Consider the following 14,114-nt stretch of genomic DNA (forward strand, 5'->3'; position numbering starts at 1 on the left):
CGTTCGGCTTATCAGTCGATCGGGTCATTATTGTTAGAGGACTGCTTGAATCAGGATAACAATGAAAATTTGTTTTGGTTAATTTTTGAACAAAATACAGGTTGAATACGCAGAAAGGAATAAACGAGGGGCCTAAACCTAGGTTTACTTGCAATCGACGAAAATTCTGCTGTTAAACTGAAATTGAGTCGGCGTGCGGTAATCAAACTCATCTAAGATTAAAAGAGAGCGTGGCGTGACGCTCATCCACCGATGAGGCGCGTTCTCAGCCCAGCCCGGAGAGCAAGGTGAGACAAGAGCATAAAGCTAAGGATTCCAGTCGCTTAGGGACGGCGCCGGAGGAGTTTGAGCGCGCCCATCTGATCGAATCCGTCAAAATCCGCTGCCAACAAACGCTTCCTGCAGTGCAGGGCGTGTTTCTCATCATGGCGATCTTTCTATTCATGTTATGGGATCAGGCGCCCTTGTCGCGCATCCTGCTCTGGGTCGGCCCCGTTGCGGCGGCGCAATTGCTGCGTCTGCAGATCAGCCGCCAGATTATGCGTCAGCTGGACAGCATGATCTTTCAGGAAATTCTGCGCAGCGACAGGCGCTTGTTGCGCAGCAGTCTTATCAACCAGGCCCTGGTCGGTACGGGCATCTGGACTGTCGGCGCGGTGGAGACGGATAATGTCGCTTTTTTCATGACCCTGGCTATCAGCCTGTACGGGGTGGGGGCCATGGTGAATCTGGCGTCCGATTACCGTTCCTTTTTGTTGTCCATTCCCCTGTTGATGGGGCAGCCGATTTTGTACTGGTCCCTGCAAGGAGTGGATGAACTGCGCATCGCCGCGCCTCTGGCGACCCTGACTCTGTTGATGATCAGCTCCGTGCGCCGCAGCAGCCGCACCTTTGCGGAAAGCGTCGCGATGCGTTTTGAAAAAAACGCGTTGCTGAACAAAGTCGAGGCGGAGCGCAAAAAAGCCGAGGAAGCGTTAGCGGTGGCGCAGGAGGCGAATAAAGCCAAAACCTACTTCATGGCCGCCGCCAGTCACGACCTGCGCCAGCCCTTGTACGCGGTGTCACTGTTGACGGATACGCTGTCTTACCAGCCCTTGGGCGAGACGGCGCAGGAAATCGTCAGCAAACAACGGCAGGCCATTGAAGTATTGCGCACGCTGTTCAACAACCTGCTGGATTTGTCGCGCTTCGAAGCCGGCAAGTTTCAACCCAATATGAAGGCGTTGTCGCTGGATGAAGTCATGCGGCCTCTGGAGGCGGAGTTCCAGCCACTATGTCAGGCTAAAGGTCTGACATGGCGATGCAGTTATACGCGGGTCAGTCTTTATTCGGACCTGGAGCTGCTGAGTCGTTTACTCAATAACCTGATTTCCAATGCAATCCGTTACACCCATAAAGGCGAAGTCAGCGTGGAGGCGACGGTGGAAGGGCGTCAAGTGGCGTTCACCATCAGCGACACGGGGCCGGGCATTGAGCGTGACGACCAGGTGCGTATTTTTGAAGACTTTGTGCAACTCAATAATCCCAGCCGCAACCGGGACAAGGGCATCGGCATGGGGCTGGCCATAGTGCGCCGCATCAATGAACTCCTTGATGCGGGGCTGACCGTACAGTCTTCGCCGGGCAAGGGCTCGCGCTTTTCTTTTTACGCGCCCCTGGCGGAATATGCCTGTCTTGCCCCCAGTCTTCGCGATATGGAAGCCCCGGATAACGCCTTCATTGATCTCAATGTCTGGTTGGTGGAGGATGATCCGTTAGTGAGGTCGGCGCTCTCTTTTCAATTCGACGCCTGGGGGTGCCGCTACGAAATCGTCGCCAACAAAGATGAACTGCTGGCGCTGCGCCATCGCAGCCAGGGCTGGCCGGACGCGCTGATACTCGACGATATGCTGGACAAAGGCGAAGATGGACTGGATATCGCCGACAGTCTGTCCCGGCAAATGCCCAAGGAAAAGATGCTGCTGGTATCCGGCAATGTGCAGCCTGAGCGAGTAAGAGAGCTGCAGGAGAGTGGGTTCAGCTTTCTCACCAAACCCATCTCTTCGCACCAGCTGCAAACCTGGATAGAGTCTGTGGCGCACCACTAGCGACGGTGGATACGTTTCAGATCACGCCCAGCTGCCGCGCCTTCAGAATCGCCTGCGCGCGATTACGCACCCCTAATGCCCTGAAAATAGTGTTCATATGGGTTTTCACCGTGCCTTCCGCCATATCCAGGCGCGCGGCGATTACCTTATTGGGCATGCCTTCCAGCAAATAGTGAAACACCTGCTCCTGACGGGGAGAGAAGTACGGACGGGTCTCCACTGCAGTATTGCCGATGGCCACGGTTCCGGCCGCGGGCTCAAAACCCAGCATGCGGATGGCGTGAGGCGGGATGTAGCAACTACCGGCGAGCACGACTTTGACTGCGCTCACCACCACCTCCACAGGCGAGTTCTTCGGCACATAGCCGCGTACGCCATACTCGAACGCCTTGGCGATGGTGTCGGTGGAGTCGTCGCCGGAGAAGATAATGATGGGAATGTCGGGATAGGCCTCCCGCATGGTCATCATGGCGTGAATGCCCTCGGCGTCAGACAGGTGCAGATCAAGCAACACCAGGCTGAAATCCGCGTCGTTGGCCAGTTTTTCCTTGGCTTCCGCCAGCGTGTTGGCCTTGTCGATCCAGTTACACAGCTTCAACGCCAGCAATGAGGTGGAGAGTGCGTCGATCACAATAGGATGGTCATCGACCAGAAGGGCGCGAACGTCAGCGCAATGAGTGCTTTCCATGTTTTTCCCCTTGGCGAAATCGCGTATACGCCTTGATTTCCAGTGTAGTAATGCTGGCCCAGCGCAACAATAAAATCGATATTTCTTTGGCCCTAAACTTTGGTTTAGGCGGGACTGTGGATAGGCGGAAGAGGGCGGGAGGCGTATAAATGACAGTGAGACAGGAGATACGACGGGTGGGGACTGACAGTCATCTCTCTGAGAAGAAGCACGGGCGCGAAGGTTATCCTCCGCGCCCGTTTTTTTGGCTTCCTCGTCTCAATCTCTCGATGAGTGCGAGTTGCGTCGAGCCTCTCTGCACAGGGCTGTTTAGAACAGCACGCGGCAGCGAATAGTGCCTTTGACGGACTTGAGTTTTTGCAGGGCCAGATCGCTGTAATCTTTGTTCACGTCCACGACCACATAACCGACTTTGTCGTTGGTCTGCAGATACTGGCCGCAGATGTTGATGCCGTTGTCGGAGAACACGCTGTTGATCTCGGACAGTACGCCCGGCACGTTTTCGTGAATGTGCAGCAGACGGTGGTTCTGCGGGTGTGACGGCAGGGAAACTTCGGGGAAGTTCACGGAGGTCACGGTGGCGCCGGTGTCGCTGTATCTGGCCAGCTTTTCGCCGACTTCGCGACCGATGTTTTCCTGGGCTTCCATGGTGCTGCCGCCGACATGTGGCGTCAGAATGACGTTGTCGAATTCACGCAGGGGAGAAACGAACTCTTCGTCATTGGAGCGAGGCTCCACCGGGAATACGTCGATGGCGGCGCCGAGCAGCTTCTTGGCGCGCAACGCGTCCGCCAGGGCGTCGATATCCACGACAGTGCCGCGGGAAGCGTTGATGAAGATGCTCTTGTCCTTCATCGCTTCGAATTCCGCAGCGCCCATCATATCTTTGGTGCTTGGAGTTTCCGGCACGTGCAGGGTGACGATATCGCTGATGGCCAGTAAATCTTTCAGGCTGTCCATCTGTGTGGCGTTGCCCAGGGGCAGCTTGGTGGAAACGTCGTAGAAGTAGACTTTCATCCCCATGGCTTCCGCCATGACGCTCAACTGCGCGCCGATGCTGCCGTAACCGACGATGCCCAGGTTCTTGCCGCGAATTTCAAAGCTGTCTTTCGCGTGCTTCAACCAGCCGCCGCGGTGCGCCGAAGCGTTTTTCTCGGGAATGCCGCGCAACAGCAGAATGGCTTCCGCCAGCACCAGTTCGGCGACGGAGCGGGTGTTGGAGTAGGGGGCGTTGAAGACGGCGACGCCTTTCGCCAGCGCTGCGTCAAGGTCGACCTGGTTGGTTCCGATACAGAAACAGCCGATCGCAATCAGCTTTTTCGCTTCTTCCAGCACGCTTTCAGTGAGCTGGGTGCGGGAGCGTATTCCGATGAAGTGAGCGTCAGCGATGCGTTCTTTCAGTTCCTGTTCGGGCAGGGAGCCCTTGTGATACTCGATATTGGTGTAGCCAGCCGCTTGCAGGGTGTCTATCGCAGACTGGTGCACACCTTCGAGAAGAAGGAACTTGATCTTGCTCTTGTCTAAGGACGTCTGTGTCATATCGGTTCGGACCTTTTGTGTAATCGCACTTATTTCCGCCGCTAAGTTCTTAAACAGAAAGGCTTCCCGGGCCGCCTCCATCGTTATTCTGTTTTTCAGGCTGGGAACGGCGCCGACAAACTCCGCCACTGGCGCTTAGCATTTTGGGCTCTGCTGTTGGTGACCAAACCCCGGATTCAGACATAAATCGCATCAGGGATCTACAGCGCAGGGCGCGTATGATACCATAATCGCCGCTTTTTGAACTCGCATATTCATATAAATCGCCGGTTGACCGATGTCTCTCCACGCCATGTGGAAAAAGGCTGCGCGCGCAGTGGCGACGCGGTTTTCCGGACGCTGATTACAAGGTGTTGTTGAGAAATTCTATGAGTAAGGTTGCGGCGGAACAGATCGTTGAGAGGCTTAAGGCCATTGTCGTCTCCGGCAAAGTGTTGACGGACGCGGATTCATTACAGGCGTACGGCAAGGACTGGACCAAGAAATACGAGCCCGATCCCGTGGCTGTCGTACTGCCCAAAACCACGGAAGAAGTGCAGGCGATCGTGCTGGCGGCCAATGAGATGGGCTTCGCCCTGGTGCCTTCCGGCGGCCGCACTGGTCTGAGCGCTGGCGCTGTAGCGGCCTCCGGCGAGGTGGTGGTGGCGTTTGACGCCATGAACAGGATCAGCGACTTCAACCCCGCCGACCGCACGTTAGTGTGTCAGGCCGGAGTGATTACCGAGCAACTGCAGAACTTCGCCGAGGAGCAGGGGCTGTTCTATCCGGTGGACTTCGCCTCCGCGGGCTCCAGTCAGATCGGCGGCAACCTGTCCACCAACGCTGGCGGCATCAAGGTGATCCGCTGGGGCATGAGTCGCGACTGGGTGGCGGGCCTGAAAGTGGTCACCGGCAAGGGCGATATTCTCGAACTCAACAAAGGCCTGGCCAAGAACAACACCGGCTATGATCTGCGTCACCTGTTTATTGGCGCCGAGGGCACTCTGGGCTTCATCACCGAAGCCACCATGAAGCTGACCCGTCAGCCTAAAAACCTCACGGTGCTGGTGCTCGGCCTGAGCCATTTCAATCACGTGATGGATGTATTGCAGGCGTTCTCCCGCCGCATCGACCTCACTGCATTCGAATTTTTCTCCGACAAAGCCCTGCGCCATGTGCTGGCCAATGGCGATGTGACGGCGCCCTTCGAAGGCGAAGCGCCGTTTTACGCGTTGCTGGAGTTTGAGTCGCTGACGGAAGAAACTCTGGAAGAGGCCATGGGCGTATTCGAAGAGTGTATGGAGAACGGCTGGGTAGTGGATGGCGTCATCAGCCAGAGCGAAACCCAGGCTAAGAATCTGTGGCGTCTGCGCGAGGATATTTCCGAAACCATTTCCAAGTTCACGCCTTATAAGAACGATATCTCGGTCGTTCCCAGCAAGGTGCCTGCATTCCTGACTGAAATCGACGAAATTGTCGCCAGTCGTTATCCGGATTTCGAGATCATCTGGTTCGGCCACATCGGCGACGGCAACCTGCACTTGAATATTCTGAAGCCGGAAGGACTGGCCAAGGAAGAGTTCTTCGCCAAGTGTGAAGAAGTGAACACCCAGGTGTTTGAAACCGTGCAGCGTCATCAAGGCAGTGTTTCCGCTGAGCATGGCGTAGGCTTGCTGAAAAAAGACTATCTGCAATACACCCGCGCTCCGGAAGAAATCGCTTATCTGAAAGCGATCAAGGTAGCGTTTGATCCCAATAATGTGATGAATCCCGGCAAAGTGCTGGATATATAAGCGGAAAAACGGCAGCGGGAAAACGACGAGGTTCCTATGGTCAAGGCGCGTTTTATTGGCGGCGGCGATTTTGAGAGTCAGATTGGTAAAGTGGTGTGCGTAGGGCGCAATTACGCTGAGCACGCCCGGGAATTAAACAATCCGGTGCCGACCACCCCCATCCTGTTCATCAAGCCGAGCACGGCGGTGGTGGATATGCGGGGCCCACTCGTTATTCCTGAGGGGGATGTGCATTATGAAACGGAAATCGCCTTGCTGATCGGCAAGACGTTGAAAAACGCGACGCCCCAGGAAGCGCGTAGCGCTGTCATCGGCGTTGGGCTGGCCCTGGACCTGACCCGTCGCGACCTGCAATCCGCTCTGAAGGAAAAAGGCCTTCCGTGGGAAGTCGCCAAAAGCTTCGATGGCGCCTGCCCGTTGTCGGATTTCGTTTCCGTGACGGCGCAAGACGACCTTGCCGACCTGACTTTCAGCATGTATTTGAACGGCGAACTGCGCCAGGACGGCAAAGCGTCGGACATGATTACCGCGATAGCGCCTCTCCTGGCCTATATGTCCTCTCACTTCACATTGATGCCAGGCGATGTGGCGCTTACCGGCACGCCGGCGGGCGTTGGTCGTCTGCAATCCGGCGATCGCGTTGAGCTGTCTCTGTCACTGGGTCTTGATATCGCCACTTCCGTCGTGTGATAGAAATGGGCGCATTGCGCCCGTTCATTTCTTCTCTTCTTTTTTTTCTTTTTTTCTTTTTTTCTTTTTTTCTTTTTTTCTCTATTCGTATTACCTAAATCCACGGGTTTATCCTTGCTTGGCCCTGTTGCAATCCGCCTTTGAGCGTTCTGACTGCGCCGCTTCAACAACTTATTACAGTTGCGCCAGGTAAGCTCTCCAGCGCGGTCTATACTTAGTTGGTTGCACACCAAAAAAATAAATTTGTAGAGGTTGGTCATGAGGTTACCTACGTCAATGCGCTCGTTGATGACCATTAAGGCGCGCGTTATCTTCTTGTTCCTGGTTTTCATTCTTATCTCGGCGACGTCGTCCTACTTTTTGAATCTCCGCATTACTGAAATTTCCGATACGGTCTCTGTGCAGCTGCAAAGTATCGACGCCCAGAATGAGTTGGTCAGGGAACAAAATCAGTTGATGGCGGAGCAGCAGAAAATCTATGACCGGGTGGCGGCGATTACGCAGGCGCAGTTGTTGTTGAGCGAGTTGCAGTATTGGTTTTTTCACGCCTCGCTGGCGGCGGATCGTAATTCCCTGAGTCTCGGAGAAACCACATACGGAAGGGTGAAAACAATGCTCGCCGATCTGGCGGCGAATGATCCTGAGCGTGAGGAGCGTTTCAAGAAAATTCAGGATGCGCTGGACCGTTATCAAAATTTCGCGGTGAGAATGTTCGGGTTCTACGAGGAGCGCTCCATGACCATGGGGAAGTCCATGAGCGAGCGGGCCCGGGGAGAGGCCATCAAGTTCATCACTATGTTGAACCAGATTCGCGGCGAATATGAAGCGGCGCAGAAAACCTCCGCGGAGGGCGTAGCGGCGGCGGCCGACAAGGTCGCGCATCAAGGCAGTCTGGTGCAGGAAGGCGCCTTATCGATTGGCGGCGCCGTGGAGGATGCGCGCCGGGCCAGCCTGGCCGGACTGGGGTTTATGGTGATTTCCTGCCTGTTGTTGGGCGCCTTTTTCATCTGGTCGGTCGTGCGTCCGGTGCGCAAAGTGACCCGGGTGATTTCCGATATCGAAGCGCAAAATGATCTGACTCGAACCATCGATTACGACAACTCAGATGAGTTGCAGGATATCACTGAGGCCCTGGACCGCATGCTGCTCAAATTCCGCAGTCTGATCAGCGATGTGGGTAAAGCCACAGAAGTTTTACAGGGCGTGGCGGCGGAAGGAGCGGACGGGAGTCTGAAGCTGGCGGACCAAGTCAATCAGCAGCAGGCGGAAACCTCTATGGTGGCGGCGGCGACTAACCAGATGACGGCAACGGCCAAAGGCATTCAGGAGACGACGGACAGCGCTGCGCATATTGCGGAGGAAGTGACGGATCTGACGGAAGCGGGGCGCAGCGCAATGGCGGCGTCGGTGCGTTCGATCGAGGATCTTTCCCATCGCATTCAGAGCGCCAGTGAAGTTATTGGCAAGCTGGCGCAGCGCACCGAAGCCATTGGCGGCGTTTTAGACGTTATTCGCGGCATTTCTGAGCAAACCAACTTGTTGGCGTTGAACGCCGCCATCGAAGCGGCGCGGGCGGGCGAGCTGGGGCGCGGTTTCGCGGTGGTGGCGGATGAAGTGAGGAGTCTGGCCAAGCGCACCAATGAATCCACCACGGAAATACAGGAGGTGGTGCAAAACCTCCAGCGCGATGCGGAAAGCGCCGTGGGCGAAATTGGCGTCAGCATGAATGAAAGCAAGCTCAGCGTGGCGAAGATCGACGACTGCCGCAAAGCGCTGGAAGCTATTTCGGGCGCCGTGGCGCGTATGCACGAATTGAATCATCAAGTCGCGCAGGCGACGGCGGAGCAGTGTGAAGCGGTGCAGAGCATTGATCGCAGTATCGATAATCTGAGCGGGCAAACCAATGAGATTAACGGACTGGCGGAAGCCACCACGGATATGTCCTCAAGATTAAACGAGGTCAGCAGCGACATCCGCACGGCTGTTGGGTTGTTTAAATTCTAAACTCTTTGATAAACAGAAAAAGGAGCAGGCGGGAATACCGTCTGCTCCTTTTCGTTGTGTTTTCTGGTCGTTGTGCTTTCTGATCGTTGCGTTTTCTGGTCCAGATAAGCGTCAGCTTAGAAGATGGTTTTGCTCATCAGCTCGGAGAAGTCGCTTTCAACGCCGTCAGTGTCGATCGCGGTGATGGCGAAGTAGTGCGTGCCAGTCTCCAGATTGTCGAAGTAGTGGTAGTACTGACCGGCGGGCACGTTATAAGTCGCTTCCAGAGAACCTGCCTCGTTAGTTACATAGATGCGATAGCTTGAGATGTTTTCCAGAGCCAGCGCGCTGCCGTCCTCGCGAGTAGTGGGCGGCTGCCAGAACATGTTGGCGGTTCTGTCGACAAATACTGTGACTTGCGCGCTGTTGCTGACGACTGAGCCCGTGCTGTTAGAAACAATGACGTCGTAGGCTCCTTGGTCTTCCATGGTCGCTGCGCTGATGTCGTAGTAAGACTTGACTGCGTCAGGAATGGCGACGCCGTTCTTACGCCATTGATAAGACAGAGTTCCGCTGCCGGTGGCGGCGACGTTCAGCGTAGTCAGGTTGTTCACGGAAACATACTGAGACATCGGTTGAAAAGTAATGTTGATGTCTACCGCGACAGTTTGTTCTTGTGTGGTGTTTGTTGCGCTACTTTGCAAAGGGTTTACAGCGCTGACCTGTGTTTTATTGGCGCGTTTCCAGGAAGCGGCTTCCACCATAGGAGCCAATTGAGCCAACAGGCCGCTAGCCAGAATGACGCTGAAAACTTTTGCTGTGAATTTAGTAGTAGTAGTCATTTTGTTGTTCCCCCAGATGAATGGTGATTCGTAACTGATGGGGTCATTCTACGGTTTAATTTTTAGTCAAAAGTTGTAAAACGCACATAAAATGTACAAAAATGCGTCAAAAAATTGGCTATTTCTTGAACTGAGATCTAGTCCATTTGGGATATGTGAACTAATTGGGACAAAGGCGCCGATTAGTTCACGTCAAGAAAACCCGAAAAGGGAAAGCAGGCAAAAAGGTTGAAGGTTTTGGCGGGTGAAGATCGCTTGCCGACGAATTTATCTCTCCGCCAGGCGCTTTATTGAACGAAATGAGCGCCAAGAAAGTCCAAAAAAGCGCGAATGGCCGGACGCATGTAATGATTGTCGATGTAAGCCGCGTAGATCTCGCCGCCGTTTTCTGGATAGAGAGACGCGCGCCATTGCGGCAGCAGTGGCAGCAATCGTCCTTCATCTATATAGGGTTGCAATGACCATTGGGTGAGCAGCGTTATCCCCACGCCCTGTAAGGCGCTTTCCAACAAGGGCGTGCCGCCGGCGGAACGAAGGGAGCCTTGTACTTGCACGCGACGATGTTCCTGGCCTTTGTGAAAACGCCACCAAACCTGGCGGCGTCCGCGACTGATCAGCAGACAATTGTGGCGCGCCAAGTCTTCCGGGGCCTGGGGTGGGCCGAAGGACGCCACATAATCCGGACTGGCGCATAGCAACATGCGTCCGTCCGTTAATTTCTTGGCCTTGAGCCGCGAGTCCTCTGGCGGCCCTATGCGTATGGCGATATCCACCGCGTCCCGGTAGAGATCCACCATCTGATTTTCCAATTCAATATCGACGCTGACTTTGGGGTATAGCGCCAGGAACTTCGGCAACAGAGGGGAGATATGCAGTCTGCCGTAAGTCTCCAACACGGAGATGCGCAGTCGTCCCTCGGGTTCGCCGTGCAGCTGTCGTAGCGAGGCGACGGTGTCGTCGAGGCGGGCCAGAATGTCTTCCGCGCGCTCCAACAGGAAGCGGCCCTCGTCACTCAGGATAAGCTGCCTCGTGGTGCGCTGGAACAACTTGGTCTGCAGCTTGGTTTCCAGGCTGTCGATCTGCCGTGAGACGGAGGAAGGCGACAGGAGCAAAGTCTTGCCGGCGGCGGAGAAACTGCCGCACTCACAGCACTTTATAAAGGTTTTGAGTTCGTCGAGCATGACTGCATCTTACTGTTTTCGGCGAATGAATGGCTTTGCGTTATGCGCAAAACAGATTTGATTATAGAGATTATTCTCAATATTTTTGCATGGATTGATAATGATTTTGTCTCAAGTTGATATCGCTAACTTACAGAAGGAGCATGATGATGAGCACTCGTATCGCCCTGGCGGAAATTCCCAAGCCCTTATATGCGGCCATGATGACAGTGGAAAGCTATGTGCGTGAAAGCGGGCTTCCTCTAGAACTGCTGGAACTGGTGCGCCTGCGGGCGTCGCAGATTAACGGCTGCGCTTACTGTGTGGACATGCATTATAAGGACGCGGTGGCGGCTGGCTTCGACCCGTTGAAATTGAACGCCGTCGTAGTGTGGCGGGAAATGGCATGCTTTGATGACAAGGAGCGGGCGGCGCTGGCGTTGACGGAGACATTGACCTTGGTGGCGGAGCAGAAAGTGGAGGACGCCTTGATGGAAAAGGTAATCAGTCTGTTTGGGCATGCGCAGGCGGCGAATCTCGCTCTGGCTATCGCCCAGATCAACAGTTGGAACCGCCTGACGAAGTTGTTCGCGTATGAGCCAGGCAGTTACCAGGTTGGGCAGTTCGATTAACAGACCTTGCTGGATATCTCCGCGCGGCGGGAGCCTTCGCTCCTTCCGCTTTCTCCTTGCACTCCTGTTCGACTGTCATCGCTTCTTTTATTAATATGGCAATGATATTGGCATGTTAATAATCAGGCGCATGGATGCGCCTGCGCGGCGGCAAGCCGCGGGAGACAGGGCCTGACCTGTGCAGGCCCTGTCGTTGCAGACAAATAGAAGGAAGCTATTTGTCTGCCTGATTAATATATAGGCGATAGATCGCTTTAAGCTCTCCCTGTCTACGGATAATCATCCGGCCATCCCTCCGCGGCAGTTTAATCCTCACGCCCGATTACCTGGGCGGTAATTTTGCTAGTAATCTTTTGCACATGATTATCTACGTATTTTCACGTAAAATGACGCGCTCTTCGCTTGCTTCGGAACGGATGGGGACCCGTAATGAAGCGTCTGCGGCGATCTTTGCGGCATCATGTCGCACAGGTCTGTCGATGCGCGAAGGGATTCAGGAAACCACAAGAGAGTGTGTTGAGGCTTACTATGACAGATAGAGTACAAGTAGGCGGCTTACAGGTCGCCAAGGTTCTGTACGACTTTGTAAATGAAAAAGCGATCCCCGGAACTGGCGTTTCTGCGGATAAGTTCTGGTCCGAGCTGGAAGCCGTCGTTAACGAAATGGCTCCCAGAAACAAGGCGTTACTGAAAAAACGCGATGAACTGCAGGCGCAGATCGACGCCTGGCACCGCGAGAACCCAGGTAAGGTCGATCTGTCGGCCTATAAAACATTTCTACAAGACATCGGTTATTTGGCGCCGGAAGCGGACGACTTCCAGATCGCCACCGCCAATGTGGACCCGGAAATCGCCACTATGGCCGGTCCGCAGCTGGTTGTGCCGGTGATGAACGCCCGTTTCGCCCTTAATGCCGCCAATGCGCGCTGGGGCAGTCTGTACGACGCGCTGTACGGCACTGACGTTATCTCCGAAGAAAACGGCGCGGAAAAGGGTAAAGGCTATAATCCGGTGCGCGGCGCCATGGTCATCGAGTTCGCCCGTAAGTTTCTGGACGAAGCCGCTCCTCTGGCCTCCGGCAGCCATAAGGACTCCATCGGCTATAGCATAGAAAGCGGACGTCTGGCGGTGAAACTGCAGTCCGGCGCCAGCATCGGTCTGTTGGATGAAAGCAAACTGGCCGGCTACGTCGGCGAACCCTCCGCGCCTGAAGGCATTCTGCTGCAAAACAATGGATTGCGTTTCGAGGTTCAGATCGACGCTGACAGCCCTATCGGTAAAACCGATCCCGCCGGCGTTAAAGACGTTCTGATGGAAGCGGCCCTGACCACTATTCAGGACTGTGAAGACTCCGTCGCTGCGGTGGACGCGGAAGACAAAGTGGTGGTTTACGGCAACTGGCTGGGTCTGATGAAAGGCGATCTGGCGGAAACCTTCAACAAGGGAGGCAAATCCGTTACCCGTACGTTGCACGCAGACCGTGAGTATATCGCCCCGAATGGCGAGCGTTTCAGTTTGCCGGGACGCAGCCTGTTGTTCGTGCGCAACGTCGGTCATTTGATGACGATCGACGCCGTGCTCGACAGCAACGGTGAAGAAATTCCGGAAGGCATACTGGACGGCATGATGACGTCGCTGATCGCCATGCATGATCTGAAAGGCGCAGGCCCTCTGCGCAACAGCAAGACCGGCAGCGTTTATATTGTTAAGCCCAAGATGCATGGCCCGGAAGAGGTGACGTTCACCAACGACCTGTTCGCCCGTATCGAAGATGCGCTGGAATTGCCGCGCTTCACTCTGAAAGTCGGCATCATGGACGAAGAGCGTCGCACTACCATCAATTTGAAGGCGTGTATCAAGGCGGCGGCGGATCGGGTGGTGTTCATCAATACCGGATTCCTGGACCGCACGGGCGATGAAATCCACACCAGTATGGAAGCGGGCCCGGTGGTGCGTAAGGCGGCGATGAAGCAACAGCCCTGGATCAACGCTTATGAAGACTGGAACGTGGATACCGGTCTGGCGGCAGGTCTGAAAGGCAAAGCGCAAATCGGCAAAGGCATGTGGCCGATTCCCGATGAAATGGCGCAGATGCTTCAGGCCAAAATTGGCCACCCGCAAGCGGGCGCCAACTGCGCCTGGGTGCCGTCTCCCACTGCTGCGACCTTGCACGCCTTGCATTATCACAAGGTAAGCGTGGCGGCGCGTCAGGAGGAGCTCGCCTCCCGTAAGCGGGCGTCTCTGGATGATATCCTGACTATTCCATTGCTGGGCGACCAGGCTTTGTCCGCACAGGATATCCAGCAGGAGCTGGATAATAACGCGCAGGGCATCCTGGGGTATGTTGTACGCTGGGTCGATCAGGGCGTGGGTTGTTCCAAAGTGCCTGATATTAACGACGTGGGCCTGATGGAAGACCGCGCCACGTTGCGGATTTCCAGCCAGCATATCGCCAACTGGCTGCGCCATGGCGTTTGCTCGAAGGAGCAGGTGCTGGAAACCATGCAGCGTATGGCGGCGATCGTGGATCGTCAGAACGCTGGCGACCCCAGCTATCGCAACATGGCTCCGAATTTTGACGATAGCGTGGCGTTTCAAGCCGCCTGCGACTTGGTGCTGAAAGGTTGCGAACAGCCTAACGGTTACACCGAGCCGTTGCTGCATGCATATCGTCGCAAGGCGAAGGCAAAATTCGGCGGTTGATTCCCCATCGTCAAATGC

General features: G+C 55.2%; 10 protein-coding genes. 6 read left to right on the forward strand and 4 right to left on the reverse strand.

What is annotated here, in order from left to right; genetic code table 11:
- The first annotated feature begins 287 nt into the window (after positions 1-287).
- Positions 288-2,087 (forward strand): hybrid sensor histidine kinase/response regulator, encoded by a 1,800-nt coding sequence (locus tag HCH_RS07445; RefSeq protein WP_011395570.1) that lies wholly within the window; start codon positions 288-290, stop codon positions 2,085-2,087.
- Positions 2,088-2,103: 16 nt separating this feature from the next.
- Here HCH_RS07445 and HCH_RS07450 read toward each other — a convergent pair whose 3' ends face one another.
- On the reverse strand, positions 2,104-2,775 hold the full coding sequence (locus HCH_RS07450; protein WP_011395571.1) for a response regulator: 672 nt from the start codon (positions 2,773-2,775) through the stop codon (positions 2,104-2,106).
- 309 nt (positions 2,776-3,084) lie between these two features.
- On the reverse strand, positions 3,085-4,314 hold the full coding sequence (gene serA / locus HCH_RS07455; RefSeq protein WP_041599328.1) for a phosphoglycerate dehydrogenase: 1,230 nt from the start codon (positions 4,312-4,314) through the stop codon (positions 3,085-3,087).
- Between the two features lie 368 nt (positions 4,315-4,682).
- Here serA and HCH_RS07460 point away from each other — a divergent pair, with 368 nt between their 5' ends.
- The 3 genes from HCH_RS07460 to HCH_RS07470 all read left to right on the forward strand — a co-directional run bounded on the left by HCH_RS07460 (position 4,683) and on the right by HCH_RS07470 (position 8,780).
- The gene (locus tag HCH_RS07460) at positions 4,683-6,086 is read left to right on the forward strand and encodes an FAD-binding oxidoreductase (protein WP_011395573.1); all 1,404 of its coding nucleotides are present in this window, start codon (positions 4,683-4,685) and stop codon (positions 6,084-6,086) included.
- A gap of 36 nt (positions 6,087-6,122) precedes the next feature.
- Entirely contained in the window at positions 6,123-6,776 is a 654-nt protein-coding gene (locus HCH_RS07465) for a fumarylacetoacetate hydrolase family protein (RefSeq protein ID WP_011395574.1), read from the forward strand.
- Between the two features lie 258 nt (positions 6,777-7,034).
- A complete protein-coding gene (locus tag HCH_RS07470; RefSeq protein ID WP_011395575.1) occupies positions 7,035-8,780 on the forward strand; it encodes a methyl-accepting chemotaxis protein in 1,746 nt (581 codons plus the stop codon).
- Between the two features lie 116 nt (positions 8,781-8,896).
- Here HCH_RS07470 and HCH_RS07475 read toward each other — a convergent pair whose 3' ends face one another.
- Together HCH_RS07475 and HCH_RS07480 are read right to left on the reverse strand one after the other, a co-directional pair.
- Positions 8,897-9,601: an immunoglobulin domain-containing protein gene (locus tag HCH_RS07475; protein WP_011395576.1), complete on the reverse strand. Its 705-nt coding sequence runs from the start codon at positions 9,599-9,601 to the stop codon at positions 8,897-8,899.
- A gap of 287 nt (positions 9,602-9,888) precedes the next feature.
- On the reverse strand, positions 9,889-10,782 hold the full coding sequence (locus HCH_RS07480) for a LysR family transcriptional regulator (RefSeq protein WP_011395577.1): 894 nt from the start codon (positions 10,780-10,782) through the stop codon (positions 9,889-9,891).
- A gap of 149 nt (positions 10,783-10,931) precedes the next feature.
- Here HCH_RS07480 and HCH_RS07485 point away from each other — a divergent pair, with 149 nt between their 5' ends.
- Positions 10,932-11,393 carry a carboxymuconolactone decarboxylase family protein gene (locus HCH_RS07485; protein ID WP_041598494.1) on the forward strand — a complete coding sequence of 154 codons (462 nt, stop codon included), beginning with the start codon at positions 10,932-10,934 and terminating at the stop codon, positions 11,391-11,393.
- 528 nt (positions 11,394-11,921) lie between these two features.
- Positions 11,922-14,096 carry a malate synthase G gene (locus tag HCH_RS07490; protein WP_041598495.1) on the forward strand — a complete coding sequence of 725 codons (2,175 nt, stop codon included), beginning with the start codon at positions 11,922-11,924 and terminating at the stop codon, positions 14,094-14,096.
- Positions 14,097-14,114 lie beyond the last annotated feature (18 nt).

Source organism: Hahella chejuensis KCTC 2396, assembly GCF_000012985.1.
Classification (GTDB): domain Bacteria; phylum Pseudomonadota; class Gammaproteobacteria; order Pseudomonadales; family Oleiphilaceae; genus Hahella; species Hahella chejuensis.

Bases quoted from the DNA above. Each gene is read 5' to 3' on its own strand.
- HCH_RS07485 (WP_041598494.1), top strand. From the start codon at position 10,932: ATGAGCACTCGTATCGCCCTGGCGGAAATTCCCAAGCCCTTATATGCG.
- HCH_RS07470 (WP_011395575.1), top strand. From the start codon at position 7,035: ATGAGGTTACCTACGTCAATGCGCTCGTTGATGACCATTAAGGCGCGC.
- HCH_RS07490 (WP_041598495.1), top strand. From the start codon at position 11,922: ATGACAGATAGAGTACAAGTAGGCGGCTTACAGGTCGCCAAGGTTCTG.
- HCH_RS07480 (WP_011395577.1), bottom strand. From the start codon at position 10,782: ATGCTCGACGAACTCAAAACCTTTATAAAGTGCTGTGAGTGCGGCAGT.
- serA (WP_041599328.1), bottom strand. From the start codon at position 4,314: ATGACACAGACGTCCTTAGACAAGAGCAAGATCAAGTTCCTTCTTCTC.
- HCH_RS07450 (WP_011395571.1), bottom strand. From the start codon at position 2,775: ATGGAAAGCACTCATTGCGCTGACGTTCGCGCCCTTCTGGTCGATGAC.
- HCH_RS07475 (WP_011395576.1), bottom strand. From the start codon at position 9,601: ATGACTACTACTACTAAATTCACAGCAAAAGTTTTCAGCGTCATTCTG.
- HCH_RS07460 (WP_011395573.1), top strand. From the start codon at position 4,683: ATGAGTAAGGTTGCGGCGGAACAGATCGTTGAGAGGCTTAAGGCCATT.
- HCH_RS07465 (WP_011395574.1), top strand. From the start codon at position 6,123: ATGGTCAAGGCGCGTTTTATTGGCGGCGGCGATTTTGAGAGTCAGATT.